This is a genomic window from Amycolatopsis stemonae (assembly GCF_054781455.1).
Genome location: NZ_BAAGUJ010000005.1, coordinates 289,927 through 313,819 on the forward strand (window position 1 = coordinate 289,927; position 23,893 = coordinate 313,819).

26 protein-coding genes and 1 pseudogene are annotated in these 23,893 nt (G+C 73.5%); 18 read left to right on the forward strand and 9 right to left on the reverse strand.

The features are described from left to right. Positions 1-18: 18 nt before the first annotated feature. Positions 19-1,422: an MBL fold metallo-hydrolase gene (locus ACYVLJ_RS20655; RefSeq protein ID WP_460439880.1), complete on the forward strand. Its 1,404-nt coding sequence runs from the start codon at positions 19-21 to the stop codon at positions 1,420-1,422. 128 nt (positions 1,423-1,550) lie between these two features. Further along, positions 1,551-3,680 (forward strand): N,N-dimethylformamidase beta subunit family domain-containing protein, encoded by a 2,130-nt coding sequence (locus tag ACYVLJ_RS20660; protein WP_460439881.1) that lies wholly within the window; start codon positions 1,551-1,553, stop codon positions 3,678-3,680. A gap of 4 nt (positions 3,681-3,684) precedes the next feature. On the opposite strand, the gene ACYVLJ_RS20665 is transcribed toward ACYVLJ_RS20660, so the two are convergent. Further along, the gene (locus tag ACYVLJ_RS20665; protein ID WP_460439882.1) at positions 3,685-4,197 is read right to left on the reverse strand and encodes a DinB family protein; all 513 of its coding nucleotides are present in this window, start codon (positions 4,195-4,197) and stop codon (positions 3,685-3,687) included. 167 nt (positions 4,198-4,364) lie between these two features. On the opposite strand from ACYVLJ_RS20665, the gene ACYVLJ_RS20670 reads away from it, so the two are divergent. Then, positions 4,365-5,351, forward strand: a complete 987-nt coding sequence (locus ACYVLJ_RS20670) for a nitroreductase family protein (protein WP_460439883.1) — start codon at positions 4,365-4,367, stop codon at positions 5,349-5,351. A 4-nt stretch (positions 5,352-5,355) separates the two neighbouring features. Here ACYVLJ_RS20670 and ACYVLJ_RS20675 read toward each other — a convergent pair whose 3' ends face one another. Then, positions 5,356-5,745, reverse strand: coding sequence for a CBS domain-containing protein (locus tag ACYVLJ_RS20675; protein ID WP_451987343.1), 390 nt, complete (start codon positions 5,743-5,745; stop codon positions 5,356-5,358). Between the two features lie 171 nt (positions 5,746-5,916). On the opposite strand from ACYVLJ_RS20675, the gene ACYVLJ_RS20680 reads away from it, so the two are divergent. The 3 genes from ACYVLJ_RS20680 to ACYVLJ_RS20690 are packed head-to-tail and all read left to right on the forward strand — an operon-like array spanning position 5,917 to position 7,763. Continuing rightward, entirely contained in the window at positions 5,917-6,516 is a 600-nt protein-coding gene (locus ACYVLJ_RS20680; RefSeq protein WP_460439884.1) for an Rv1733c family protein, read from the forward strand. A 24-nt stretch (positions 6,517-6,540) separates the two neighbouring features. After that, on the forward strand, positions 6,541-7,053 hold the full coding sequence (locus ACYVLJ_RS20685) for a universal stress protein (protein ID WP_460439885.1): 513 nt from the start codon (positions 6,541-6,543) through the stop codon (positions 7,051-7,053). A gap of 11 nt (positions 7,054-7,064) precedes the next feature. After that, the gene (locus ACYVLJ_RS20690) at positions 7,065-7,763 is read left to right on the forward strand and encodes a CBS domain-containing protein (RefSeq protein ID WP_460439886.1); all 699 of its coding nucleotides are present in this window, start codon (positions 7,065-7,067) and stop codon (positions 7,761-7,763) included. Between the two features lie 57 nt (positions 7,764-7,820). Here the strand turns inward: ACYVLJ_RS20690 and ACYVLJ_RS20695 are convergent, their stop codons facing one another. Beyond that, entirely contained in the window at positions 7,821-8,858 is a 1,038-nt protein-coding gene (locus ACYVLJ_RS20695; protein ID WP_460439887.1) for a zinc-dependent alcohol dehydrogenase family protein, read from the reverse strand. 67 nt (positions 8,859-8,925) lie between these two features. After that, entirely contained in the window at positions 8,926-9,534 is a 609-nt protein-coding gene (locus ACYVLJ_RS20700; RefSeq protein WP_460439888.1) for a hypothetical protein, read from the reverse strand. 210 nt (positions 9,535-9,744) lie between these two features. Here ACYVLJ_RS20700 and ACYVLJ_RS20705 point away from each other — a divergent pair, with 210 nt between their 5' ends. Then, entirely contained in the window at positions 9,745-10,593 is an 849-nt protein-coding gene (locus ACYVLJ_RS20705; RefSeq protein ID WP_460439889.1) for a universal stress protein, read from the forward strand. Here the strand turns inward: ACYVLJ_RS20705 and ACYVLJ_RS20710 are convergent. After that, the gene (locus ACYVLJ_RS20710; RefSeq protein WP_460439890.1) at positions 10,533-10,784 is read right to left on the reverse strand and encodes a PLD nuclease N-terminal domain-containing protein; all 252 of its coding nucleotides are present in this window, start codon (positions 10,782-10,784) and stop codon (positions 10,533-10,535) included. The genes ACYVLJ_RS20705 and ACYVLJ_RS20710 overlap by 61 nt on opposite strands. 150 nt (positions 10,785-10,934) lie before the next feature. On the opposite strand from ACYVLJ_RS20710, the gene ACYVLJ_RS20715 reads away from it, so the two are divergent. Continuing rightward, positions 10,935-11,597 carry a CBS domain-containing protein gene (locus ACYVLJ_RS20715; protein WP_460439891.1) on the forward strand — a complete coding sequence of 221 codons (663 nt, stop codon included), beginning with the start codon at positions 10,935-10,937 and terminating at the stop codon, positions 11,595-11,597. Positions 11,598-11,691: 94 nt separating this feature from the next. Here the strand turns inward: ACYVLJ_RS20715 and gap are convergent, their stop codons facing one another. Next, positions 11,692-12,705 carry a type I glyceraldehyde-3-phosphate dehydrogenase gene (gene gap / locus ACYVLJ_RS20720; protein ID WP_460439892.1) on the reverse strand — a complete coding sequence of 338 codons (1,014 nt, stop codon included), beginning with the start codon at positions 12,703-12,705 and terminating at the stop codon, positions 11,692-11,694. Between the two features lie 169 nt (positions 12,706-12,874). Between gap and ACYVLJ_RS20725 the strand changes: the two genes are divergently transcribed. The 9 genes and pseudogenes from ACYVLJ_RS20725 (at position 12,875) to ACYVLJ_RS20765 (ending at position 19,516) form a co-directional block, all read left to right on the forward strand. Continuing rightward, positions 12,875-13,984, forward strand: a complete 1,110-nt coding sequence (locus ACYVLJ_RS20725) for a 4Fe-4S dicluster domain-containing protein (RefSeq protein WP_460439893.1) — start codon at positions 12,875-12,877, stop codon at positions 13,982-13,984. Then, the gene (locus ACYVLJ_RS20730; protein WP_460439894.1) at positions 13,971-14,432 is read left to right on the forward strand and encodes a Crp/Fnr family transcriptional regulator; all 462 of its coding nucleotides are present in this window, start codon (positions 13,971-13,973) and stop codon (positions 14,430-14,432) included. The genes ACYVLJ_RS20725 and ACYVLJ_RS20730 overlap by 14 nt, the downstream gene beginning before the upstream one ends. After that, positions 14,425-15,246: an FAD/NAD(P)-binding protein gene (locus tag ACYVLJ_RS20735; protein WP_460439895.1), complete on the forward strand. Its 822-nt coding sequence runs from the start codon at positions 14,425-14,427 to the stop codon at positions 15,244-15,246. Before ACYVLJ_RS20730 ends, ACYVLJ_RS20735 begins: the two co-directional genes overlap by 8 nt. A gap of 1 nt (position 15,247) precedes the next feature. Continuing rightward, entirely contained in the window at positions 15,248-16,018 is a 771-nt protein-coding gene (locus tag ACYVLJ_RS20740) for an NADH-quinone oxidoreductase subunit B family protein (RefSeq protein ID WP_460439896.1), read from the forward strand. Beyond that, a complete protein-coding gene (locus ACYVLJ_RS20745; protein WP_460439897.1) occupies positions 16,015-17,301 on the forward strand; it encodes a Ni/Fe hydrogenase subunit alpha in 1,287 nt (428 codons plus the stop codon). Before ACYVLJ_RS20740 ends, ACYVLJ_RS20745 begins: the two co-directional genes overlap by 4 nt. Then, on the forward strand, positions 17,298-17,750 hold the full coding sequence (locus ACYVLJ_RS20750) for a hydrogenase maturation protease (protein WP_460439898.1): 453 nt from the start codon (positions 17,298-17,300) through the stop codon (positions 17,748-17,750). Before ACYVLJ_RS20745 ends, ACYVLJ_RS20750 begins: the two co-directional genes overlap by 4 nt. Before the next feature lie 73 nt (positions 17,751-17,823). Next, positions 17,824-18,321 carry a universal stress protein gene (locus ACYVLJ_RS20755; RefSeq protein WP_460439899.1) on the forward strand — a complete coding sequence of 166 codons (498 nt, stop codon included), beginning with the start codon at positions 17,824-17,826 and terminating at the stop codon, positions 18,319-18,321. Between the two features lie 137 nt (positions 18,322-18,458). Then, positions 18,459-18,704 (forward strand): annotated as a pseudogene (locus tag ACYVLJ_RS20760) (hypothetical protein); the annotation flags it as partial. Next, on the forward strand, positions 18,701-19,516 hold the full coding sequence (locus ACYVLJ_RS20765) for a slipin family protein (protein ID WP_460439900.1): 816 nt from the start codon (positions 18,701-18,703) through the stop codon (positions 19,514-19,516). The pseudogene ACYVLJ_RS20760 and the gene ACYVLJ_RS20765, both read left to right, overlap by 4 nt. A gap of 55 nt (positions 19,517-19,571) precedes the next feature. On the opposite strand, the gene ACYVLJ_RS20770 is transcribed toward ACYVLJ_RS20765, so the two are convergent. Together ACYVLJ_RS20770 and ACYVLJ_RS20775 are read right to left on the reverse strand one after the other, a co-directional pair. Then, complete coding sequence (locus ACYVLJ_RS20770) at positions 19,572-20,354, reverse strand: NAD(P)/FAD-dependent oxidoreductase (RefSeq protein ID WP_460439901.1); 783 nt, start codon at positions 20,352-20,354, stop codon at positions 19,572-19,574. Further along, positions 20,324-20,839 (reverse strand): NAD(P)/FAD-dependent oxidoreductase, encoded by a 516-nt coding sequence (locus tag ACYVLJ_RS20775; RefSeq protein ID WP_460439902.1) that lies wholly within the window; start codon positions 20,837-20,839, stop codon positions 20,324-20,326. Before ACYVLJ_RS20775 ends, ACYVLJ_RS20770 begins: the two co-directional genes overlap by 31 nt. Positions 20,840-20,980: 141 nt before the next feature. Here ACYVLJ_RS20775 and ACYVLJ_RS20780 point away from each other — a divergent pair, with 141 nt between their 5' ends. Next, positions 20,981-22,519 (forward strand): WS/DGAT/MGAT family O-acyltransferase, encoded by a 1,539-nt coding sequence (locus tag ACYVLJ_RS20780; protein WP_460439903.1) that lies wholly within the window; start codon positions 20,981-20,983, stop codon positions 22,517-22,519. A 6-nt stretch (positions 22,520-22,525) separates the two neighbouring features. Here the strand turns inward: ACYVLJ_RS20780 and ACYVLJ_RS20785 are convergent, their stop codons facing one another. Continuing rightward, complete coding sequence (locus ACYVLJ_RS20785; protein ID WP_460439904.1) at positions 22,526-23,887, reverse strand: WS/DGAT/MGAT family O-acyltransferase; 1,362 nt, start codon at positions 23,885-23,887, stop codon at positions 22,526-22,528. Between the last annotated feature and the right edge of the window lie 6 nt (positions 23,888-23,893).

Consider the following 23,893-nt stretch of genomic DNA (forward strand, 5'->3'; position numbering starts at 1 on the left):
GCGAAAGGGGACGAACCGATGTCCGAAGGTTCCCGTGCCGCCGCGCTGACCGCGGCCCGCCGCGCGTCCGCGCGCTACCGCACCAGCCCCTGGCCGGGCCGGCTCCACGTGACCGGGCACCGGCCGGCGTCCCACGCCGATCCGGTGCTGACCTTCCTGGGCGGGGCCGGCTGCGCCCGGCACCTGCTCGAGACGCCGGACACCAGGTTGCTGGTCGGCTGCGGCCTGTTCGCCGGGCCGGAGGCGTTGTGGCGCCGCAACTTCTCGCCCGGCCCGGACGAGCTGCACGCGGTCGACGCGGTGATCCTGCCCGGCGCGAGCCTCGGGCAAGCGGGGTTCCTGCCGCAGCTGGTGGCCGAAGGCTGGCACGGAACCGTGGTGGCGACGCCCGGGACCGCGGCGTTGCTGCCGATCGTGCTTTCCGATGCCGCGAAGCAGTTCGCGGAAGACGCGGAGCGGGCCCCGTTCGGCCCCGAGCTGCCGCCCTTCCGGCCGGAGGACGTGACCCGGGCCGTCGCGCTGGTGCGGCCGGTCGAGTTCGGCACGCTCCGGCGGTGCGAAGGCGCGGAGGTCGAGTTCGGCCGCGCCGGCGGGCGGCTCGGGGCGGCCTGGGTCCGGGTCCGCGCCGGGGGCCGGTCGGTCGTGTTCGCGGGACCGCTCGGCGCCGCCGGTCACTCGCTGCTGCGCGCCCCGGACCCACGTCCGCGCTGCGACGCACTGGTGCTCGCCGCCCCGCGCCCGCCCGGCGACGGTCACCTGCCCGGCCGCCTGGCCGCGGCGATCCACCGCGCGGTCCGGCGGGGCGGCAGCGTCGTCGTCCCGACCTCCGTGACCGGCAGCGGGGAACTGCTGACGCTGCTGCGGAAACTCATGGACGCCCACGAGGTCCCGCGGTTGCCGGTCGTGCTGGATACCCCGGCGGACCGGGCCGCGCTCGACGTCCACCGGCGGGCCGAAGCCGAGCGGTGGCCCGAACTGCGCCGCGACGCGCACGCCGCGATCCCCGAGGCCGCTCAGGTGCCGGACGGGCCGTCGGTCGTCCTGGCCGGCTTCGCGACCGCGGACTCCGGCCGGGTGCTGCGGCACCTGGAAGCCCTGCTGCCGGACCCGCGCAACGGCGTCGTCCTGCTGGGGCACGCCTGGCCGGGAACGCGGGCCGCCCGGCTCGCGGAAGGCGCTCGCCAGCTGAAGATCCACGGGCGGTACGTCCCGGTCCGGGCGGAAGTGACCGCGCTGGGCGAGACCGGCGGGTTCGCGGGCCCGGCGGAGGTGCTGGCCTGGGTGACCGCGACCCCGGCCCCCGAGACGGCGTTCGTCGTCGAGGGCGAGCCGGAGCCGTCGCACGCGTTCGCGCGGGAACTGCACGCGGCCGCCGGGTGGTGCGCGGTGGTGCCGGAAAGCGGTGAACGAGTACTCGGCTGACTCCGAATCGCAATCAACCGTTGGGCTCATCGGGTGATCGTCACCCATTCGTGTAAACCTGCCGGGTGCTTTCCGCGCTTGACAGGTAGGCGTGCGCGAGGGCGCGCGGCGCAAGCATGGGGGTGAGCATGGGATTCCTTACCGGCCGTGAAGAACTTCCGATCAGCGAAGCCGAAGTACCCAAGGGCTACCGGCGGGCGAACGAAGTGCCGGCGGCGGCCGCCGCGGCCGTCGCGTCCGATCCGCACCAGCGGTGGAGCCGGTTCGTCGGCGGTGGCGACGGCATCCTCTACGGCGTCCAGTCGGACGGCGCGCTCTACTGGTACCGGCACCGCGGCTGGTCCACCGCCGCCTTCGACTGGGCCGGCGGCGGCTTCGGGGTGCAGATCGGCTCCGGCTGGCAGGACTTCACCACCGTGCTCGGCGACACCAACGGCGTCCTCTACGGCGTGCGCGGGGACGGCACCGTCCTGTACTACCAGCGGATCGTCTCCGACCTGGAAACCGGCGCGGGCACCTGGGCCAACGGCGGCACCGGCGTCGTCGTCGGGACCGGGTTCAACGCCTTCCCGCGGATCTTCGGCGGCCCGGGCGGGGTCATCTGGTGCGTCGACGCCGACGGCGTCCTCTACCGCTCGCGCCGGATCAGCGGCACCTTCGAGACCCCGCAGCCGCTCGGCGGCGGGTTCAACGTCGCCCGCTACCTGTTCGCCGACACCGGGAACGTCATCTACGCCGTCGGCGGCACCGGCGCGCTGACCTGGTTCCGCTACCGCGACGGCGTGGGCTGGGCGAACAACGGGACGCCCATCGTGATCGGCGACAGCGACTGGTTCGAGCTCATCCGGCGGGACCTGTTCGCCGGCGTCGCCAACGGCGCCGTCTACCTCGTCCGGATCGACCACTCGACCGTGCCCGGCGACGACGGCGACCTGATCGAGCTGCGGATGACCAACTTCCAGACCGTCGACACCGACGGCGGGGCGCGGTGGATCAACAACGCCACCGGCAAGCTCGTCGGCCAGGGCTTCACCATCGAACGCAGCGCCGGGCTGCAGGGCTACCCGCAGCGGCAGAGCGTGCCCGCCGGCGGCCGGGTGTCGGTCGCGCTGTCGACGGCGTTCACCTCGGTCAGCGCGCAGGTGGTGCGGGTCGTGCCCGGCGGGGACACGCCCACGGCCGTCACCGGCACGACGACCGTCACCGGCGGGCTCCAGGCGCTGCCGTCGAACTACCGCTCGGCCGGGTGCGGCTGGGCCGAGCGGTACGGCGTCACCATCCCCGCCGACTGGCCGTCCGGCGTCTACTCGGCCCAATTCACCGGGCGGTACAACCGGGTGCAGCACATCCCGTTCGTGGTGCGGCCGGCGGCACCGGCGAAGAAGATCGCCGTGGTCCTGCCGACCAACACCTACCACGCCTACAACGGCTGGGGCGGCCACGACCAGTACTCCGAAGGCCAGGACGGCGTCCAGCGCGTGATCTCGTTCCTGCGCCCCAGCTACGACTGGCTGATCGCGCCGAAGGGCCAGTACGACAACGAGCTGTGGAGCGACCTGGAACTGCTGCGCTGGCTGAGCGGCGAGCAGATCGGCTTCGACTGCTACACCGACTACGACCTGCACACCGGCGGCTGGCTCCGGTCCTACAGCGCGATCGTGCTCGGCGCGCACCCGGAGTACTTCTCGCTGGCCATGCGCACCAACCTGGCCGGCTACCTCGCGGCCGGCGGCAGCGTCATCGCCACCGGGGGCAACCAGATCTACGAGCGCGCCGAGTTCAACGCCGACGGCACCGCGCTGACCTTCCGCGCCGCCGACGGCAGCCGCGACCTGTTCCTGGACCACTACAACCTGCCAGAGTCGCAGCTGCTCGGCGTGAACTTCGAGTACGAGGGCTGGATGACGTTCGCGCCGTACCGGGTGCTGCACGACCACCCGTTCCTGGCCGGCACGGGGCTGTCGGTGGGGAGCGAGTTCGGCGCGCACGGCCGCAACGGCGCGGCGAGCGCGTGGGAGTTCGACACGCTGCAGGGCTTCGACGGCGAAGTACCGCCGGCCGCGGTCATCGCCCAGGGCACGAACCCGACCGACCGCGCGGGCGCGGCCATGGTGTGCAAGGAACTGCCGGGCGGCGGTTTCGTGTTCAGCACGTCGTCCCTGACGTTCAACGGCGCGATCCGCGTGGACCCGGTGGTGCAGCAGCTGCTGCGGAACGTCTTCGCCCGGGCGGTGAGCCGGCCCGCGCCGGGCGCCTGAGGCGCTAGCGGTCGAGGGTGAGCTGCCGCAGGTGGAACTCGAAGTGCCGCGCCGGGTAGCGGTAGACGTCGGCCAGCGTCATGTACGGCCGGAAGAACGGGTCCCACCGGACCGGGTAGTGCATCCCGCGGGCGAGGTCCGCTTCGCCGGCCCGGTCCAGGCTCCGGTGCAGTGAGGCGACGATCCGGTCGAGCCATGCGGCGGCGAGCCGCGGCCCCAGCAGGCCGCCGCCGCAGGACCCGAGGTAGTTGACCACGTGGAAGGGGGCGGTGGCCGCGTCGAGGAGGGCGGCGAACCGGCGGCTCACGGGGTCCGGGAGCCGCCCGAACACGCGGACCAGCACCAGCAGCGCCCGCACGATCTGGTAGCCGAACACGAGGTGGAAGACCAGCTGCCGGTTGGTCCACCGGGTGCCCCGCGACCGGCGGCGGAGCTCGGTGGCCGTGGCGGAGGCGACGAGCTCGTGCAGGGTCGCGCGATCGCGTTCCCACTGTTCGTGCACTGCCTGCCGATCCATGGCGCACCCTCCGGCCGTGGGGACAGGATCCCACCGGAAGGCTGAGAACGGCTTCAGCCGGGCCGGAGGTCTTTGGTCCCTCGGGGACGTGACGCGCGGCCGTCGTCATGGGTGGGCCGGCGGCGCGATGCTGGGCTGGTCCGCTACCCAGGAACCGGAGCCCGACGATGAACCGACCGCTGCCCACCGCGTTCGACCAGGCCCTCGCGTCGGCCGTGCGCGCGCCCTCGCCGCACAACACCCAGCCGTGGCGGTTCGTCGTCGAGCACGACGTGTTCGAGGTCTGGCTGGACCGCGAGCGCATGCTGACGGTCGCGGACCCGCACGGGCGGGAGGCCCGGCTCGCCTGCGGCGCGGCGGCCCTCAACCTGCAGATCTGCCTGCGCGCCAACGGGTTCGCGACGGTCGTGCGCCTGCTGCCCGACCCGGCCGAGCCCGACCTGGTCGCCGTGGTCCGCCTCGACGGCAACCAGAAGGCCACCGCCGCCGACCGCCGCCTCGCCGAGGCCGTGTTCCGCCGGCACACCAACCGCCGTCCGCTGCTGGACAAGGAAGTGCCGTCCGCGGTGCGGGCCGCGCTCAAGTCCGCGGCGCTGCACGAGGGCGGGCAGATCGAGTACCTCGACGTCTCGGGCCGCTACACCCCGGTCGCGTCGCTGGTCCGGCAGGCCGAGGCGCTGCAGGCCGACGACCTCGCGTTCAAGGCCGAGGCGGCGTACTGGACCCAGCGTGAACCCGGCAGTCCCGACGGCGTGCCGAAGGTCGCGGCCGGGCCGCCCCCGCGGAGTCCGGGGATCGTGTCGCTGCGGGCGACGCACGAGAACCCCGCGCTGCCCGAACGTGAGTACGAGCAGGAGCCCTTGCTCGGCGCCGTGCTGACGCGGGACAAGGGCCCGCACGCGGAGGTCCGGGCCGGGATGGCGATGCAGCGCGTGCTGCTCACCGCGACGGCCGAGGGCCTGGCGACTTCGTTCCTCTCGCAGCCCTTCGAGACCCCGCGCACGCGCGAGTCGCTCGACCGGCTCTTCGCCGGGCTCGGGCAGCCGCACACCCTGCTGCGCATCGGCTACGGCTACCCGACCCGGCTCACCGCCCGGCGTCCCGTCGAGGACGTGCTGACCTACCGCACGGGCCCGGACGTGCCGGCGAGCTGACGCCTCACCGGTGTCGCAGCACGTCCTGGAAGGTCACCATGCCGACCACGCGCCCGCCTTCGACGACCGGTGCCGAGCGCACGCCGGCGTCGGTCATCAGCCGCGCGAGCTCGCGCACTTCGGCGTCGGCCGGCACGGCCAGCCCGGACGTGCGCATGACCGAGCCCGCCGTGTGCCGGCCACCGTCCACCATCACCCCGGTGTCCGGGTCACCGGGCGGGACGGGCGCGCGCAGGATGTCCACTTCGGACAGCAGGCCGAGCAGCCGCCCGTCCGCGTCGACGACCGGCATCGTGGTGAACCCGTGGGCGGTCATCATCGCGGCGGCCTCGCCGAGGCTCGCCGACGGCGACAGGGCGAACGTCGGGGTGCTCATGATGTCGCGTGCGCGCATGGCCGGTGCTCCGTTTCCGTCGGGTGTCCCGACGATCTCGCTCCACCGCGCCGTGGCACAGGGCCCTAAGTCCCCGGCGTGCCCGCCCACGGACACCAGGCTGGGGTCCAAGGCCTCTTCGGCGAAGCGGGAATTCCGATGATCCTGGGAGGAACGGAAGGGAGCAGGACCATGAGCACGTCGTCGAACCGGGTCGCGCGGATGTGGCGCACGGTCTTCCCGCGCCGCGGTTCGGTGGCGCGGCCGTCGGACCGCGTCCAAGCCGGCCTGCTGGTCTTCGTGGTCCTCGTCGTGCTCGCGGCGCTGCCGGTGGCGGCGAGCTTCGGGTCGGAAACGTACGTGCGGCAACAGGCCCGGTCCGCGCAGCAGCTGAGCGAGCGCACCCGGGTCACCGCGACGCTGCTGGCCGACGGCCCGCCGCTGACGGTGAACTCGCGCACCGGCGTCACCGGATCCGGCGAGCCCACCGACGCCACGTGGGTGCTCCCGGACGGGACCCGCAAGGTCGGCAAGGTCATCGCGGACGAAGGCACGCTGAAGGGCGACACCCTGCCGGCCTGGGTGGACCGGGACGGCACCGTCGTCGACGCGCCCCTGAGCGGTGCCGGGGCCGCCATCGACGCCGTCGGCGTCGGGCTCGGCCTGTGGCTCGCGACCCTGGCCCTGCTGGCGGCCGCCTACCGGCTCACCGTGTTCGCCCTCGACCGGCTCCGCTACGCCCGGTGGCAGCAGGAGTGGTCCCAGGGCCAGGACCGCAAGACCCGTTCTTGAAGACGAGGAGAAGGTGAAACGGAAATGACCACGGCAAACCAGGGCGACATCGTCGTCGGCGTGGACCATTCGGCGGTCAGCGTGGCGGCGCTGCGCTGGGCGGCGGACGAAGGAGCGAAGAGCGGCCGCCAGGTCGTCGCGTTGCGGGCGTGGACGTTCGAACCGGTCTACGACCTCGGCGCGGCGGTCGCCGGAACCCCGCAGACGGTCGCGGACCGGGAGCGGCGGCAGCTCGACGAGGTCGTCGGGCCGGTCCGCGACGAGCACCCGGGTGTCGCGATCCGGGCCGAACTGGTCGAGCACTCGGCCACGGTGGCGCTGGAAGAGGCGTCGAAGACCGCGGCGATGCTCGTGCTCGGCAGCCACGGCCGCGGCCGGCTGCTGAAGCTGCTCGTCGGCTCGGTCGCCGAGCACTGCCTGCGCGAGGCGAGCTGCCCCGTCGTGGTCATCCCGGCGCGGACCGTCCCGGAGCCGGACAGGGAAACGGCCCCGGCCGGGGAGCCGGCGGCCACCTACTACCCCGGGCCGCTGCTGTGAAGGAGGTCGGGATGCCCAGTCGCCGCAAGGTGGGGATGGTCATGACGACCGACGTCGCCACCGTCGGGCCGGACACGCCGTTCAAGGCCGTCGCGGTCCTGCTGGCCTCGTGGAACATCAGCGGCGCCCCGGTCGTGGACGACGACGGGCTGGTGCTCGGCGTCGTCTCGCAGGGCGACCTGCTCGAGCACGAGGCGCCGCACGGTCTGCTGCAGCCCGGCGCCCGGCAGGCGAAGCGGAAGGCGGGGGCGGCGTTCGTCTCGGACCTGATGACGAAGCCCGCCGTCACCGTGCGGACGGACGACGACGTGACGGTGGCCGCGAAACTGCTGGAGAAGCACCACTTCCACCGGCTGCCGGTGGTGGACGGTGAGGGGAAGCTCGTCGGGGTGGTGTCCCGGTCGGACCTGCTCCGGGTGTTCCTGCGCACCGACAGGGAGATCCGGGACGAAGTCCGGGAGGAGGTGCTGCTGCGGGAGATGGCCCTTGACCCTGCTTCGTTGTACGTCGCGGTGCACAACGGGATCGTCACGCTCAACGGCTCCGTCGAGCGTGAGAGCATGATCCCGGTGATCACGGCGCTGATCCGCCGGGTCGACGGGGTGGTCGAAGTGCGGCAGAGCCTGAAGGCGCAGTTCGACGACCGGAGCATTTCCCCGACGCCGCCGGGCCCGGTCGGAGTCCTCAGCCCGCACAAGCCGCACAACTGAGCGCCGGCGCCGAAGGGGCCACTGTCCGGATCGGACGGTGGCCCCTTCGGCGTGGGATCAGCTGCGGAACAGCGCGACCTTCAAGGCGTTGCTGTCCTGCGGGTGGGCGAAGACGTCGTAGGCCTCGTCCATCTCGTCGAGCCCGAACCGGTGGGTGACGAACCGGCTGGTGTCCAGCCGCCCGGCCGCGAGCATGCGCAGCAGCGTCGGCGTGCTGGACGTGTCGACCAGCCCCGTCGTGATCGTCACGTCCTTGATCCACAGCTCCTCGAGGTGCAACGTCGCCGGCGCGCCGTGCACGCCGACGTTCGCCACGTGCCCGCCCGGGCGCACCAGGCGGGTGCACAGCTCGAACGTCTCCGGGACGCCGACGGCCTCGATCGCGACGTCCGCGCCGAGCCCGCCGCTGGCCTCGGCCACCGTCGCCGGAGCTTCGCCGGGCTGCACCATCAGGTCGGCGCCGAACGACTTCGCCGCGTCGAGCCGGGCCGGTTCCTTGTCCACCACGATGATCGTGCTGGGCGAGAACAGCTGGGCGTTCGTGATCGCGGCCAGCCCGATCGGCCCGGCGCCGATGATCACCACCGTGTCGCCCGGCTTGACCCCGCCGTTGCGCACGCCGACCTCGTAGGACGTCGGCACGATGTCGGCCAGCATCAGCGCGGACTCGTCGCTCACCCCGGAGGGCAGCACGTACGTCGAGGTGTCGGCGAACGGCACGCGCGCGTACTCCGCCTGGACGCCGTCGGTCGTGTGGCCGAGGATCCAGCCACCGCCGCCGAGGCACTGGCCGTACGCCGCCGCCCGGCAGTATTCGCAGCGCCCGCACGCGGAGATGCAGGACACGAGGACCCGGTCGCCGGCCTGGACCGAGGTCACCGCGGTCCCGGCCTCGACGACCGTGCCGACCGCTTCGTGACCGAGGATCCGGCCGCGTTCGACCTCCGGCACGTCGCCCTTGAGGATGTGCAGGTCGGTCCCGCAGATCGTGACGGCGTCGACCCGCACGATCGCGTCGGTCGCCGCGGTGAGCTCCGGTTCGGCGTGGTCGGTCCAGCTGCGCCGGCCGGGGCCGTCGTACACGAGTGCCTTCATCTTTCTTCCTTCCGGCAGGAAAACGGGCGCCCGCCGACCGGCGGGCGCCCAGGGGAACGGATCGCTTTCAGCGCAGCCACTTGCGCTCGCCGACGAGGTCGGCCCAGCGGCGGCCCAGACCCCACGTGTTCCCGGCCGCCGCGGCGGCCAGCGCGATGAGGACGAGCCCGTAGATGATGTGGTAGTCGACGATCGGGTTGGTCGAGTGCGTTGCTTCACCGGTGCTCATGCTCTGCGCGAGCGGCCATTCGGCGGCCCACATCATGAGCATCATCAGCCCGCCCGCCGCGGCGGACAGCCGCAGCCCGACGCCCGCCATGACGGCGATGCCGATGCCGCCCAGGCCGAGCATGAACAGCCAGTCGGCCCACCAGGTGCCGGCCCAGGCGTGGAACATCGACTCGAACGGGCCGACGTGGACGCCGCTCAGGAAGCCCTTGGTCGGGGAACCGCCACTGATCCACGCGCCCTTCGACGGGGTCGCGTAGCCCAGGCCGAACAGCTTGTCGAGGAACGCCCACAGGAAGATGAACCCGGTGGCGATCCGGAGGACGGCCAGGGACCTGCCGGCGACCGTGGGTCCGGCGACGAAATCGGGGGCCGGCGCCGGTTCGGTGGCCCGGTGGTTCGGGGCCTGGCTCGTGGCCGTCTTCTTTTCGTCCGGTCGGATGGACATGGGAAACCTCCGTTCTTTCGGTGCTGCGGTCAGTTTCTTCCGGCGCCACGGCCGTTTCTGGGGCCGAAGGTCCCCGGCGAGGAGGCCCTTCGGTGCCGGTTCACGAGGACCGCGGCGGAAAGGACCGAAGTCCTCCCGAACCGGGGCGGAAGCCTCCCGCCGCCGACGCCACCGGCCGGTTGACTTCGGCGAGGCGAAAGGGGAAAGCGGATGAACGGCACGGAACTGGTGGTCGGGGTCGACGGCTCGGCCGGAGCGCTCTCGGCGGTCCGCTGGGCGGCCCGCGTCGCGCGGGAGCGCCGGCTCGGCCTGCGCCTGGTCCATGCGTTGCCGGACCTGCCCGCGCCCTACCCGCGGGGCGATCCGACGTACGAGCAGCTGCTGGAAGCGGCCAGTGGGCAGGGCCGGGCCATGCTGGCCGAGGCGGGTGCGGCCGCTGCGGGCCTCGACGCGAAGGAGGTGCTGCGGCCCGAACGGCCCGCCGACGCGCTGGTCGCCGAGTCCGGCGACGCGGCGATGCTCGTGCTCGGCACGCCGGGGCTGCGGCCACTGGGCCGGATCCTGCTCGGCTCGGTCACGGTGGCCCTGGCCGCGCACGCGCGCTGCCCGGTGGCCTTGGTCCGCCCGCACGCCGGCGAAGACGAACCACCCGCCGAAGGCCCGGTGGTGGTCGGCGTCGACGGCAGCCCGGCGAGCGAGGAGGCCATCGCCACCGCCTACGAGGAGGCGGCCTGGCGGGGCGCCCGGCTGATCGCGGTGCACTGCCGCCGCGACGGCTGGTGGAGCGCGGGCGAAGGCGTGGACGAGTACGAACGCGAGCTGCTCGCCCAGCGGCTGGCCGGCTGGGCGGAGAAGTACCCGGACGTGGTGGTGGATCGCGAAGTACGGGCCGGGCGCCCCGCGGAGCGGCTGCTCGACTTCGCCGACCGGGCACAGCTGCTGGTCGTCGGCAGCCGGGGCCGGGGCGGGGTGACCGGGCTGGCCCTCGGCTCGACGAGTCAGGCGCTGATGTCGTACGCGCTCTGCCCGGTCGTGGTGGCCCGTCCCCGCGCGAAGTAGAGCACGGGCCCGACGAAGTTCACCGCGATCACGAGCGCCCACAGCCACTTCGGGCCGCGGACCTGCGTGGCGGGCCGGTGGGCCAGGTCCCACCACGCGGTCGCGGCGAGCAGGAGCTGGACGCTCGCCGCGACCCGGATCCGGGCCCGCTGCCGGGGAGTGAGGTCGCGCCACCGCCGGTGGTCGGTCATGTCGTGCTCCTTCCGCTGGGCCCTTCAGGGAAGGCCGTCCGGGGTGCGGGGCAAAGGGGCGAAAGACCCCTGGACGGGGGACCGTCGCCCACAGCGCGGCGGCGAAGCGGGTTTCTACCGTGAAGGCGAACCCTCAGCCGGAGGTGTGCGATGCGCGGTCCGCTGGTGTCGGATCTGATGACCTGGCCGGTGGTGACCGCCGGCACCGGGACGTCCTTCAAGGAGCTCGTCTCGCTGCTGGCCGAGCACGGCATCGCGGCGATCCCGGTGGTCGACGAGCACCGGCGCCCGATCGGCGTGGTCGGTGAAGCGGACCTGCTGGCCCGCCACCGCCGCGAGGCGCACCGGCCGGAGCCGGTGTTCCGGAAGCGTCGCGTGTGGACGAAGGCCCAGGGGCTGACCGCGCGCGAGCTGATGACCCGGCGCGTGCAGACCGTGGCCAAGGACGAGCCGGTGACCGGCGCGGCCCGGCGGCTGGTGGAGGCGAAACTGCGCCGCCTCTACGTCGTCGACGGCTCCGGCCGGCTGATCGGCGTGCTCGCCCGGCGGGACGTCCTGCGCGCGTTCCTGCGGCCGGACGACGAGATCAAGGAGACCGTCGAGCGCGAAGTGCTGCGGCGGTCGATCTGGGCGGACCCGGCGACCGCCGAGGTGCGCGTCGACGACGGTGTGGTGACCCTGACCGGCGTGCTCGACCGTCGGAGCGAGGTCGAGCGCGCGGGCTGGCTGACCGAGGCCGTGCCCGGGGTGGTCGCGGTGCGGAACCGCCTCAGGTACACCCAGGACGACGGCTCGGCCGCCGAGCTGCGCTGACGGGAGGGACCGGGAACCGCGTCGTGATCCCGGTTCCCGGCCCGGTGGGGACGGGTGCCCGCCGGGCGGCGTCACCGGCGGGCACCCGGGGCACCTAGCCCAGCGAGCGCCCGATCAGCTCCACCAGCTCGACCGTGCGGGTCGCGTAGCCCCATTCGTTGTCGTACCAGCCGAACACCTTCGCCAGGTGCGAGTCGGCCTTCGTCAGCTCCGCGTCGAACACGCACGAGGCCGGGTCGCCGATGATGTCGCGGGACACCACCGGGGCTTCCGTGTAGCGCAGGATGCCCTTCAGGTCGCCGTCCGACGCCTCGGCGAACGCGTGGTTGACCTGCTCCGCGGTCACCGGGCGGTCCAGCTCCACCGTCAGGTCGGTCAACGAGCCGTCCTCGACGGGGACGCGGACCGCGACGCCGTCCAGCTTGCCGGACAGTTCCGGCAGCACCAGCCCGATCGCCTTGGCGGCGCCCGTGCTGGTGGGCACGACGTTGACCGCGGCGGAGCGGGCGCGCCGTGGGTCCTTGTGCGGCCGGTCCAGCAGGGCCTGGTCGCCGGTGTAGCTGTGGATCGTGGTGAGCAGGCCGCGGCGGATGCCGAACGCCGAGTGCAGCACCTTCACCATCGGCGCGACGCAGTTCGTCGTGCACGAGGCGTTCGAGATGACGTGGTGCTTCGCGGGGTCGTAGCCGTCTTCGTTGACCCCGAGCACGATCGTCGCGTCGACGTCCTTGCCGGGCGCGGAGATCACGACCTTCTTGGCGCCCGCGGCCAGGTGCACGCCGGCGGCTTCACGGGTGCGGAACTTCCCGGTCGACTCGACGACGACGTCGGCGCCGTACTCGCCCCAGGGCAGGTCCGCCGGATCGGCCTTCGCGCTGACCTGGATCAGGTGGTCCCCGACGCGCAGGGCTTCGCCGTCGACGACCTCGACCGGGATGCGCAGCCGCCCGTAGGTGGAGTCGTGCGCGAGCAGGTGCGCCAGCATCTCCGGCGACGTGATGTCGTTGACCGCGACCACTTCGATCGGGCTGTCCGGGGTTTCCAGCACGCACCGGAGGATGTCGCGCCCGATCCGCCCGAAGCCGTTGATCCCGAGCCGTACCGTCATCTGCTTCTCCCTGTCTACGTCTGCTCCTCCTGATGGTTCGGCACCCGCGAGGCCGCTCGTAGGGCCCTAGTTCCCCGGTGGGAGGGCCGAACTTCCCCGGTCGGTGACCTTCGGCCCTAGGGCCGCGTGCCGCCCACCCGGTTCCCTGGACGCGGCGAAAGGGGAGCCGATGACCGGCGACATCCGGGTGCTCGACCGGGCGGGGCTCGACCGGCTGGTCGAGGTGCTGCTGGCCGAGGGGTACCGGGTCGTGGGCCCGACGGTCCGCGACGACGCGATCGTGCCGGCGGAGCTGGGTTCGGCGGCGGAGCTGCCGGCGGGCTGGAGCGTGGACACCGCGCCCGGCCGGTACCGGCTGCGGCGCCGCACCGACGCGGCGGTGTTCGCCCATTCGGCGGGACCCCAGTCGTGGAAGCGGTTTCTGCACCCGCCGCACCGGCCGCTGTGGCACACCGGTCCCGGCGGCGAGTACGTCGCGGCGGACGACGACGTGCCGCGGTACGCCTTCCTCGGCGTCCGCGCCTGCGACCTGGCCGCGATCTCCGTGCTCGGGACGGTGCTCGCCGCGAGCGGCGCGTTCGCCCGGCGGCGGCAAGGGCTGTTCACCGTCGCGGCCAACTGCACCGAACCCGGTGGGGTGTGCTTCTGCGCGTCGATGGGCACCGGACCGGGCGCCTCCGGCGGCTACGACCTCGCCCTCACCGAACGCATCGACGACGACGGCCACCGGTTCGTGGTCGACGTCGGGTCCGCCGAGGGCGCCCGGATCCTGGGGCTCGTCACCACCCGGGCCGCGGCGGACGGCGAGGTCGCCACGGCCCGGGCGGACGTCGCGGCCGCCGCCGGGAAGATGGGCCGGGAAATGCCCCCGGGCGACCTGCGGACGCTGCTTCGGGAATCGCGCGAATCACCGGTCTGGTCCGAGATCGCGAGCCGGTGCCTCACCTGCGGCAACTGCACCATGGTCTGCCCCACGTGCTTCTGCACCACGACCGAGGACGGCACCGACGTGACCGGCGAGCACGCCGGGCGGGCCGAGCGCTGGGCGTCCTGCTTCGAGCTCGACTTCTCCTACGTGCACGGCGGCAGCGTGCGCGAGTCCGGGCAAAGCCGGTACCGGCAGTGGATGAGCCACAAGCTGAGCACCTGGCACGACCAGTTCGGCACGTCGGGCTGCGTCGGCTGCGGACGGTGCATCGCCTGGTGCCCGGCGGGCATCGACATCACGGCCGAAGCCGCGCGGCTCGCCGGGGAAGGAGCCGGTCATGCCGGCGGTTGACCGCTTCACCGCGCTGCCCCCGTTCTCGCGCCTGTCGCCCGCCGAGACGGCCTTGCTGACCCGCGCCACCCGCGAGGTCGCGTTCGCCGCCGGCGAGCGGCTGTGCGCGGAAGGCAGGCCGGCGGACCGGCTCTGGGTGCTCGAGAGCGGCCGGGTCGAGATCGACACCGCGGTCCCCGGCCGCGGTGACGTCGTCGTCCAGACCCTGGGCGCGGGGGAGCTGCTGGGCTGGTCGTGGCTGGTCCCGCCCCACCGCTGGGACTTCGGTGCCCGCGCGGTCACCACCGTGACCGCGGCCGAGCTGGACGGGCACCTCCTGCGCGAGCTGGCCGACGCGGACCCGGCGTTCGGCTACGCCCTCACCCGCGCGCTGTTCGAAGTGCTCGCGAACCGGCTGCGCGGGACCCGGGCCCGGCTGCTCGACCTCTACCGGAGCGGTCGTGACTGAACCGATGCTGCCGGTGCCCTACCGCGTCGAGCGGCGCACCCAGCAGACCCGGGACACGGCCACGCTGCGGCTCGTCCCCGAGGGCGGGGCCGTGCCGCGGTTCCGGCCCGGGCAGTTCACGATGCTCTACGCCCGCGGCGTCGGCGAGGTCGCGATCTCGATCAGCGGCGATCCGTCCGAACGGGACGGTGCGCTCGAGCAGACCGTGCGGGACGTCGGCGCGGTCAGCCACGCCCTGCACACGTCGGGACCGGGGACGGTGCTCGGCGTGCGGGGGCCCTTCGGCCGCGGCTGGGACGTCGAGTCCGCGCGCGGCCGCGACGTCGTGATCGTCGCCGGGGGAGTGGGGCTGGCGCCGCTGCGCCCGGTCGTGCTCGCCGTGCTCGCCGACCGGGCGGCGTACGGCCGCGTGGTCCTGGTCGCCGGCGCCCGCACCCCGGGGGACTTCCTCTACCGCGACGAGTTCGCCGCGTGGGAGACCTCGATCGAAGTGCGCCGCACCGTCGACCAGCCCGCCGCCGGCTGGGCCGGCGAGGTCGGCTTCGTCACCGAGCCACTGGCCCGGGTGAAGCCGGCCGCGGGCCGGACCGTCGCGTTCGTCTGCGGCCCGGAGCCGATGATGCGCTTCAGCGCCCGCGTGCTGCGCCACGACGGGGTGGCCCCGGAAGACATCCGCGTCTCACTGGAACGGAACATGCAGTGCGGCGCGGCTTTGTGCGGGCACTGCCAGCTCGGCCCGCTGCTGCTGTGCCGCGACGGCCCGGTCGTGACCTACGCCGAAGCCGAACCCCTCCTCCTGGTCCGGGAGCTGTGACATGAGCCTGCCCACCCTCGCCGTCTGGAAGTTCGCCTCGTGCGACGGCTGCCAGCTGACGCTGCTCGACTGCGAGGACGAGCTGCTCACCCTCGCCGGCCGGGTGAAGATCGCCTCGTTCACCGAGGCGACCAGCGCCGTGGAGCCCGGGCCGTACGACGTCTCGCTCGTCGAAGGCTCCATCACCACCCCGGCGGACGAACGGCGGATCCGCGAAGTCCGCCGGCAGTCGCGGGTGCTCGTCACGATCGGCGCGTGCGCGACCAGCGGCGGCATCCAGGCCCTGCGCAACTTCGGTGACGTCGCCGAGTTCGCCGCGTCGGTCTACGCGAGCCCCGATTACCTGTCCACCTTGGACACTTCGACGCCGATCGGGGCCCACGTGCCGGTGGACTTCGAACTGCGGGGCTGTCCCATCGACCGCGGCCAGCTGCTCGAGACGCTCACCGCCTTCCTCGCCGGGCGGAAGCCGGACCTGCCGGACACCAGCGTCTGCACCGAATGCAAGCGCCGGGGCCTCACCTGCGTCACGGTCGCCGACGGCACCCCGTGCCTCGGGCCGGTCACGCACGCCGGGTGCGGCGCGCTCTGCCCCGCACACCGCCGAGGCTGCTTCGGCTGCTTCGGCCCGATGACGAAGCCCAACACCGCCGCACTGCTGCCGATCCTGCGGACCTGCGGGATGGGGGAGGACGCCGTCGGCCGGGTCTTCGCCACGTTCAACGCGGCCGCTCCCGAGTTCGAAGCGGTCTCGCGGGGGCGGCGGCCGTGACCGCGCGCCGGCTCGCGGTCAACGCGATCGCCCGCGTCGAAGGCGAAGGCGCCCTGCGGCTCGTCGTCGAGGACGGGCAGGTGCACACCGCCGAGCTGAACATCTACGAGCCACCGCGGTTCTTCGAAGCGCTGCTGCGCGGCCGGGACTTCACCGAGCCGCCGGACATCACGTCGCGCATCTGCGGCATCTGCCCGGTGGCCTACCAGACGAGCGCCTGCAACGCCCTCGAAGCGGCGTGCGGTGTCGAGCTCGACGGGCCGCTCGCCGACCTGCGGCGCCTGGTCTACTGCGGCGAGTGGATCTCCAGCCACGCCCTGCACATCCACCTGCTGCACGCGCCCGACTTCCTCGGCTACCCCGACGGGATCGCGATGGCGGCCGATCACCGCGGCGCCGTCGAACGCGGCCTGGCGCTCAAGAAGACCGGCAACGCGCTGATGGAACTGCTGGGCGGCCGGGCGATCCACCCGGTGAACGTCCGGGTCGGCGGGTTCTACTCGGTGCCGGCGCGCGCGGAGCTGGCGCCGATGCGCGAACGGCTGGCCGGCGCGCTGGACCAGGCGCGCGAAGTCGTCCGCTGGGTGTCCGCGTTCGACTTCCCCGACTGCGAAACCGACCACGACCTGCTGTCGGCGAGCGAGCCCGGGCGGTACCCGGTCGACCGCGGGAGCGTGGTCACGAGCACCGGCGAGGCCTTCCCCGCCACGGAGTTCCCCGGCCACGTCGTCGAACGGCAGGTGCCGCATTCGACGGCGCTGCACGCGAGCCTCGACGGCCGCCGGTACCTGACCGGGCCGCTCGCCCGGTATTCGCTGAACTCGGCGCTGCTCGGCCCGGCAGCGCGCGAAGCGGCCGCCGGCGCGGGACTGGGCGCCGAGTGCCGGAACCCGTTCCGGTCCATCGTGGTCCGGGCCGTCGAAGTCGTGTACGCGGTCGAAGAGGCGATCCGGCTGATCGACGGCTACGAGCGGCCCGACCGGCCGTGCGTCGACGTGACACCGCGCGCCGGGACCGGGCACGGGGTCAGCGAAGCGCCGCGGGGGTTGCTCTACCACCGGTACACCCTGGACGAGGCCGGGCTGGTCACCGCCGCGGCGATCGTCCCGCCGACGTCGCAGAACCAGGCGGCCATCGAGGACGACCTGTGCCGGCTCGCGAGTACCCGCCTCGACCTCGGCGACGACGCGCTCGCCCTGTTCTGCGAACGCGTGATCCGCAACCACGACCCGTGCATCTCCTGCGCCACGCACTTCCTCGACCTGACGGTCGTGCGCCGGTGACGGTCGTGGTGCTCGGGCTCGGCAACCCCCTGTGCGGGGACGACGGGATCGGCCCGGCCGTCGTGGCCGCGCTCCCGGCGCTGCCGGGCGTGCGGGTGGTGCCCCGGATCGCGGACCCGGCCGAGCTGGTGGACGCCTGGGCGGGCGCCTCGCTCGCGGTCGTCGTCGACGCTGCCCGGGGGCGCGTCCCGGCCGGGCGGATCCTGCGGTTCACCGGGGACGGCGGGTGGCCCGGCGGTGCCGGGCGGGGTGGCCACGCGCTCGACGTCGCGGCGGCGGTCCGGCTGGGCGAGGTCCTGGACCGGCGGCCTCGACACCTGGTCCTGCTCGGCGTCGCGGGCGCGGACTTCACGCCGGGTCACGGGCTTTCGGCGGCGGTCGCGGCGGCGGTCCCCGCCGCGGTGCGGGCCGTGCTCGCGGAAGGCCTTTGGTCCTCGCAGGTCGGGTAGAACTCCTGCTTCGCCGCACGTCACGCCGTAGTTCGCTGGACACCGGAGGGGACCGGGACGGAGAGGAGCGGTGATGACGGAAGCAACCGCGAAAGGCCGGATCGTGGTCGGCGTCGACGGATCGGAGGCGGGTACGGCCGCGCTCGTCTGGGCGGCCGGGCAGGCCGAGACCAGTGGCGCCGAACTGGACGTCCTGACGGTGTGGATGCACGACGAGATGCTCGACGAGGCCTCGGTCAACCGGACTCTGGAGGAGGCCAGGCGGGTGCACTTCCACGAACTCGAAAAGCTGGTCGCGGCGGTGACGAAGAACCTCAGCGGTGTCACCGCGCGGTGTTCGGTCCCGGACGGCGATCCCGCCGGGATCCTCACCGACCGGGCCAAGGACGCCACCATGCTGGTGGTCGGCAGCCACGGCAAGGGCAGGCTGCGCGGCGTGCTGGCCGGCTCCGTGAGCAGCGCGTGCCTGCGGCACGCGACGTGCCCGGTGGCCGTCATCCCGCCACCGGCCCGCACCCCGGACAGCCCGCTGGGCCGGCGGCTCGCCGAGCTCACCCAGGGCACGGCCTGACCGGGGCGTGACGGGCTTCCCTCGCTGCGCGTCCGGGGCGAAACCAAGAAGTTCGGGCCCGTCCAGGCACTGGCCGGGGTCGCCTCGACATCCCGGCCGGGCAGGTGACCGCGCTCGTCGGCGACAACAGCGCGGGCAAGTCCGTGCTGTGGCACTCGAAGCTGGTGATCATGGACGAGCCGACCGCGGCGCTCGGCGTGCAGCAGACCGAGGTCGTGCTGCAGCTGGTGGGGCGGCTGGCCGAACGCGGTCTCGGCGTGATCGTGGTGTCGCACAACATGAACGCCGGCGACCTGACCAAGGAAACGGTCGTCGACCTGATGACCGCCGGGCGCTCCGACCGCTGGAGCGGACCCGGCCGGATGAGAGGAGTCGCGTCATGATCGGCTGGCTGATCACCGCCGCGGTCGTCATCGTCTTGCTGGCGCTGTCGATCAGGATCGTCAAGCAGTACGAAAAGGGAGTGCTCTTCCGGCTGGGCCGGGTGGTCGGGGTCCGCGAGCCCGGGCTGCGGTTCATCATCCCGGTGATCGACGTGCTGCGCCGGGTTTCGCTGCGGATCGTCACGATGCCGATCCAGTCGCAGGGCATCATCACGCGGGACAACGTCAGCGTCGACGTCTCGGCGGTCGCGTACTTCCGCGTGGTGGACGCCGTGAAGTCCGTGGTGGCCATCGAGAACGTCTACGCGGCGATCGACCAGATCGCGCAGACGACGCTGCGGAAGGTCGTCGGCCAGCACACCCTCGACGAAACGCTCGCGGAGACCGACAAGATCAACTCGGACATCCGGCAGATCCTCGACGTGACCACCACCGAGTGGGGCGTCGACGTGACCCTCGTGGAGCTGAAGGACATCCAGCTGCCGGAGACGATGAAGCGCGCGATGGCCAAGCAGGCCGAGGCCGAGCGGGAGAAGCGCGCCAAGATCATCAACGCCGAGGGCGAGGCCCAGGCCGCGGCGGCGCTCGGCACCGCGTCGGACACGATGATGGCGCACCCGCTGGCGCTGCAGCTGCGCAACCTCCAGACGCTGATGGAGATCGGGGTCGACCACAACAGCACGGTGGTCTTCCCGGCACCGCTGATGAGCACGATCGGCGAGCTCGGCACGTTCCTCGCCCGCGAGGCGGCCGCCGCCGCACCGGCCAAGGCCGTGCCCAACGGCGAACCCGTCGTCCCGGCACCCCGCTGACCCGCCGGTCCGTGAGGGCCACGTCGGGGGACTCAGCGTCCCCTCGATGTGGCCCTCACGGTTTCAGCGGGTCAGCCAGCGGGTAGCGCCGCGCAGGCCGAAGGCCATGGCGTCCCACCCGGTCCCGGCGTGCACCGGCAGCCCGGCGCGGAACCGGCCCGGCACGTACGCGCCGAGGGCCTTCTTGCCCAGCCGCCAAGCCGGGGACGTGCCGACGCGGTAGGCGTCGAGCGCGTCCGGGTCGACGACCACCCGGCCGCGCCGGGTCGCCGGTGACGGCGAGCGGAACCTGCGCGAAGGTCGCCTTGTCCGCCATCTCCAGCACGCACATGCTCACCGGCTCGAACCCGGGCCCCGGCAGGTGCTCGCCGGCGTCGACGGCGATCTGCCCGGCCACCGCCTGGGCCTGCAGCAGCGCGAGGAACGCCTGCTTGACCGGGAAGTCCCCGGCGTCGCCGGGCGCGTAGATCCCCTTGTTCCCGAGCACCTCGCGCCGGCTCTCCTCGCAGACGAGGAACCCGCGGTCGTCGGCGGGGAGCCCGTCGAAGCGCTGGGCCGCGACGTACGGCGGGAAGGCGACCAGCAGGTCGAACTCCTGCGAGGTGCCGTCGGTGTAGGCGATCTCCAGCTCGCTGACCTTGTCGGGCACCGTCCCCGTGCGGCCCTCGATCCCGCGGGCCGCGAACTCCGCCGCCACGACCTCGTGCAGCCGCGGCCCGAACGCCTGGACGTAGGACTGCTCGGCGGTGGTGAACGCGATCTGGACGCTGTCGCGGACGTCGCGGCGGCGCAGCCAGGTGTCGAGCATCAGCGCGATCTCGTACAGCGGCCGGCGCACTTGTTGCCCGGCGGCACGAGGAACAGGACCTGCTGCAGCCGGCCGTGCCGCGCGTTCTGCGCCACCCACCGCACCCTTTCCCCGAGCGCGTGCAGCTGGCCCGGTGTCCAGACCGCCCGGGCGTGCTCGGCCAGGCCCGGCACCTCTTCGGGCCGCATCGCGGCCCCGGTGGCGATGACCAGGTGGTCGTAGGGGACCGGGCCGTGCGAGGTGTGCACGACGCCGCGGTCGACGTCGATGCCTTCGGCTTCGCCGATCCGGAAGTCGATCTCGCGGCGCCGCAACGGTTTCGCGAGCGGTACGTGCAGGGGCGCTTCGGCCGCGCCGAAGGGCAGGTAAATGCTGTTGGGCCGGAAGAGGAAGTCGTCCCGGTCGGACACCAGGCTCAGCCGGACTCGGTCGGGACTCGTCAGCGCACGCAGCGCGAACGCGGTCTCCAGTCCGGCGAACCCGCTGCCCAGCACGACGACGTGGGTGGGGGACATGAGGTTTCTCCGATGCTCCAGGATTTCGGCAGACGTCTCCACGATGGGGCCGGCCGGGGTGGCGAGGCAGGGTCCTCGGCGGTACCCGCGGGGGACTTCCGGCCCTTTTCGCCGGGCCGGGCGCGGACAGACGCTGAACGGGTGTCGAACACTCGGAAGCTCGTCGGGCCCCACCGGCGCATCCCGGCGCAGGACAGCCTGTGGCTGCACCTGGACCGGCCGGAGAACCTCATGGTCGTCACGTCCGTGCTGTGGACGCGGACCCCGGTGGACCCGGCCCGGCTGCGGTCGCTCGTCTCCGACCGGCTGCTCGCGCGCTATCCGGTGTACTTCCAGCGCGCCGTTCCGCACGGCCGCAGCCTGGCCTGGGAGACCGATCCCGGCTTCGACCTCGACGACCACGTCGTCGTGCGGGACCTCCCGGCGCCCGGCGACCAGGCGGCGCTCGAGGAGTACGTCGCCGCCCGCCGCGGCGAGCCGCTCGACCCGAAGCGTCCACTGTGGACCATCGAGCTGCTGCGGGGCTACCGCGGCGGCAGCGCGCTGGTGTGCCGGACGCACCACGCGATGGCCGACGGGATCCGGCTGACGCAGGTGCTGTTCAGCCTCCTGGACCCCGCCGACGCCAGCGCCGGCACGGCGCTGCACGCGAAGGTCGGCGGTGCCGCCCCGCACCGGGAACCCGTGGCGCAGCCGGTGGTCCGGCTCGGCGCGGCGGCCCTGCGGGCCCTCGCCGACGCCGGCGCGAAGGCGCAGCAACGCGCGGCCGGGGTGCACCCGGTCCTGGAGTCCGCGGTGGCCCTGCCCGTGCTCGGCGCGACCGCGGCGGTGGGCGTCACCGGCGCCGCTGCCGGGTTCGTGTCTTCGGCCCTGAGCGGCGGCCCGCGCCGCGCGGTCGACACCGTCGCGGGCGCGGTGACGACGCTCTGGCACAGCGCCACCGGCACCGGCGACCTGCTGGGTCCCTCGACCGCCACCGGGCTGTGGGACGGCGAACCGGGCGTCGAGAAGACCGCCGCCTGGGGCGAGCCGGTCCCGCTGCTCACGCTCGGCCGGATCGCCCACGAGACCGGCACGACGATCAACGACGTCTGCACCGCCCTGGTCACGGGGGCGCTCGACCGCTACTTCGCCGCGCACGGCACCGCCCGCCCCGGACCGTCCGACCTCGGCTGGCTCATCCCGGTGAGCCTCTCCTCCTTCGACGACGAGCTCCCCTCGACCCTCGGCAACCACTTCTCGCTGGTGCTGGCCCAGCTCCCGCTCGGTCGCCGGACGTTCGCCGGGCGCCTGGCCGAGGTGCACCGGCGGGTCGCGCGGATCCGCGACTCCTTCGAACCCGTGCTGACCTTCGGCGTGCAGTACGCGATCGCGCGGAGCCCGGCGGCGCTGGGCTTGCCGGTGAGCCGGTTCTTCGCCGGCAAGGCCGTCGGGGTGCTCACGAACGTCCCCGGCCCCCGGACGCCGATGACGCTGGCCGGCGCGGAGGTGGCGGGCATCGTCGGCTGGGCGCCGTGCAGCGGCCGCCAGGCGATCACCATCTGCGTCTTCAGCTACGCGGGCGAGGTGCGGTTCGGGTTCGGCACCGACCGCAAGCTGATCCCGGACCCCGGGGCCCTGGTCGACGCGCTGGCCGCGGAGTTCGCCGCGGTCAGCCGGGCCGGGGAGCCCGAGGCGTAGCGATGCTCAGCGGGCCGCGGCCCGCAGCGCCCGGACTTCGCCCTCGATCGCCTTCGCGAGCAGATCCGTCTCCGGGATCGCCTCCGCGTCGGAAGTGATCCCGAACGTCACCCGGCCGGCGTAGCTGAGCATCGCCACGCCGATGCGCACCCGCAGCGCGATCGGGACGTACGGGTAGATTTCGACGATCCGGCGGCCCAGGGCCGACAGCGGTTCGGCCGGGCCGCGGACGTTGGTCGTCACCGTGACGATGTTGCGCTGCGGCAGGTGCGAGGCCGCCCGGATCGCCCACGCTACGGGCGCGAACGGCTCGCGGGCCGCGGCCGCGGTGAGCAGCGCGCCGGCGGCGGCTTCGTCGCCCGCCTTCAGGGTGCGCAGCCGGTCGTGGACCCGGACCAGCCGCTGGGCCGGGTCGGCCAGGTCGACCGGGAGCAGCGGCAGCAGGAGCGAGACCTCGTTGTCGAGGGTGGTGCCGGTCCGCACGGACACCGGGACCAGGGACCGCACGCTGTCGGCGGCGGGCGTCTCACCCCGGTGCAGCAGCAGCTCGCGGAAGCCACCGGTGACGGCCGCCAGCAGGACGTCGTTCACCGTGACGTCGAAAGCGCGGGCCACGGTCTTGACGTCGGCCAGGGCCACCGAGGCCGTCGCGTAGTGCCGGTCGTGCCCGAGCCGTCCGGTCAGCGGGGTCGGCGACGCCGGCAGCAACGCCGTCGTCATCGCCGCGAGGCCGCGCGCGGCCTCGCTGACGCGCCGGGCCAGCCGGTTCGGGTGCAGCACCTCGCGAGCCAGCAGCCGCGCCTGGTCCCACGGGCTGCGCAGCAGCGCCCCGGCCGCCTCCAGCAGCAGCTTGGCGGCGCCGGGATCGGGTGCCGCCAGGCTGGAAGCGGCGTCCGCCGGGGCGTCCCCGAACAGGATCGTCTGCAGCCGGGTCGCCGCGAGCCCGTCGGCCAGCGCGTGGTGCACCTTCGCCAGGATCGCCCAGCGCCCCTCCGGCAGGCCCTCGATCACCCAGAACTCCCACAGCGGCCGGTCCCGCTCCAGCCGTTCGCCCATCAGCAGGGCGACCAGGTCGGTGAGGGCCGGTTCGTCGTGCGGCGCCGGAAGCGCGACCCGGCCGAAGTGCGCGGGGGCGTCGAACGCCGGGTCGTCCACCCAGGCCGGGGGCCCGAGGTCGAACGGGACCGTGCGCACCTTCTGGCGGTAGCGCGGGATCCCGGCCAGCCGGGCCAGCACGGCCGTCTCGAAGTCGTCCTGCCCCGGTGCCGGCCCTTCGGCGATGGCCAGCGAGGCGATGGCCAGTGAAGTACCGGGGTCTTCGTCTTCGATTTCGAGGAAGGCCGCGTCGAGCGGGCTGAGCCGGTCCATGACGTC

Bases quoted from the DNA above. Each gene is read 5' to 3' on its own strand.
- ACYVLJ_RS20725 (WP_460439893.1), top strand. From the start codon at position 12,875: ATGACCGGCGACATCCGGGTGCTCGACCGGGCGGGGCTCGACCGGCTG.
- ACYVLJ_RS20765 (WP_460439900.1), top strand. From the start codon at position 18,701: ATGATCGGCTGGCTGATCACCGCCGCGGTCGTCATCGTCTTGCTGGCG.
- gap (WP_460439892.1), bottom strand. From the start codon at position 12,705: ATGACGGTACGGCTCGGGATCAACGGCTTCGGGCGGATCGGGCGCGAC.
- ACYVLJ_RS20685 (WP_460439885.1), top strand. From the start codon at position 6,541: ATGACCACGGCAAACCAGGGCGACATCGTCGTCGGCGTGGACCATTCG.
- ACYVLJ_RS20655 (WP_460439880.1), top strand. From the start codon at position 19: ATGTCCGAAGGTTCCCGTGCCGCCGCGCTGACCGCGGCCCGCCGCGCG.
- ACYVLJ_RS20705 (WP_460439889.1), top strand. From the start codon at position 9,745: ATGAACGGCACGGAACTGGTGGTCGGGGTCGACGGCTCGGCCGGAGCG.
- ACYVLJ_RS20755 (WP_460439899.1), top strand. From the start codon at position 17,824: ATGACGGAAGCAACCGCGAAAGGCCGGATCGTGGTCGGCGTCGACGGA.
- ACYVLJ_RS20700 (WP_460439888.1), bottom strand. From the start codon at position 9,534: ATGTCCATCCGACCGGACGAAAAGAAGACGGCCACGAGCCAGGCCCCG.
- ACYVLJ_RS20670 (WP_460439883.1), top strand. From the start codon at position 4,365: ATGAACCGACCGCTGCCCACCGCGTTCGACCAGGCCCTCGCGTCGGCC.
- ACYVLJ_RS20740 (WP_460439896.1), top strand. From the start codon at position 15,248: ATGAGCCTGCCCACCCTCGCCGTCTGGAAGTTCGCCTCGTGCGACGGC.
- ACYVLJ_RS20680 (WP_460439884.1), top strand. From the start codon at position 5,917: ATGAGCACGTCGTCGAACCGGGTCGCGCGGATGTGGCGCACGGTCTTC.
- ACYVLJ_RS20730 (WP_460439894.1), top strand. From the start codon at position 13,971: ATGCCGGCGGTTGACCGCTTCACCGCGCTGCCCCCGTTCTCGCGCCTG.
- ACYVLJ_RS20785 (WP_460439904.1), bottom strand. From the start codon at position 23,887: ATGGACCGGCTCAGCCCGCTCGACGCGGCCTTCCTCGAAATCGAAGAC.
- ACYVLJ_RS20715 (WP_460439891.1), top strand. From the start codon at position 10,935: ATGCGCGGTCCGCTGGTGTCGGATCTGATGACCTGGCCGGTGGTGACC.
- ACYVLJ_RS20665 (WP_460439882.1), bottom strand. From the start codon at position 4,197: ATGGATCGGCAGGCAGTGCACGAACAGTGGGAACGCGATCGCGCGACC.
- ACYVLJ_RS20660 (WP_460439881.1), top strand. From the start codon at position 1,551: ATGGGATTCCTTACCGGCCGTGAAGAACTTCCGATCAGCGAAGCCGAA.
- ACYVLJ_RS20775 (WP_460439902.1), bottom strand. From the start codon at position 20,839: ATGTCCCCCACCCACGTCGTCGTGCTGGGCAGCGGGTTCGCCGGACTG.
- ACYVLJ_RS20690 (WP_460439886.1), top strand. From the start codon at position 7,065: ATGCCCAGTCGCCGCAAGGTGGGGATGGTCATGACGACCGACGTCGCC.
- ACYVLJ_RS20675 (WP_451987343.1), bottom strand. From the start codon at position 5,745: ATGCGCGCACGCGACATCATGAGCACCCCGACGTTCGCCCTGTCGCCG.
- ACYVLJ_RS20710 (WP_460439890.1), bottom strand. From the start codon at position 10,784: ATGACCGACCACCGGCGGTGGCGCGACCTCACTCCCCGGCAGCGGGCC.
- ACYVLJ_RS20695 (WP_460439887.1), bottom strand. From the start codon at position 8,858: ATGAAGGCACTCGTGTACGACGGCCCCGGCCGGCGCAGCTGGACCGAC.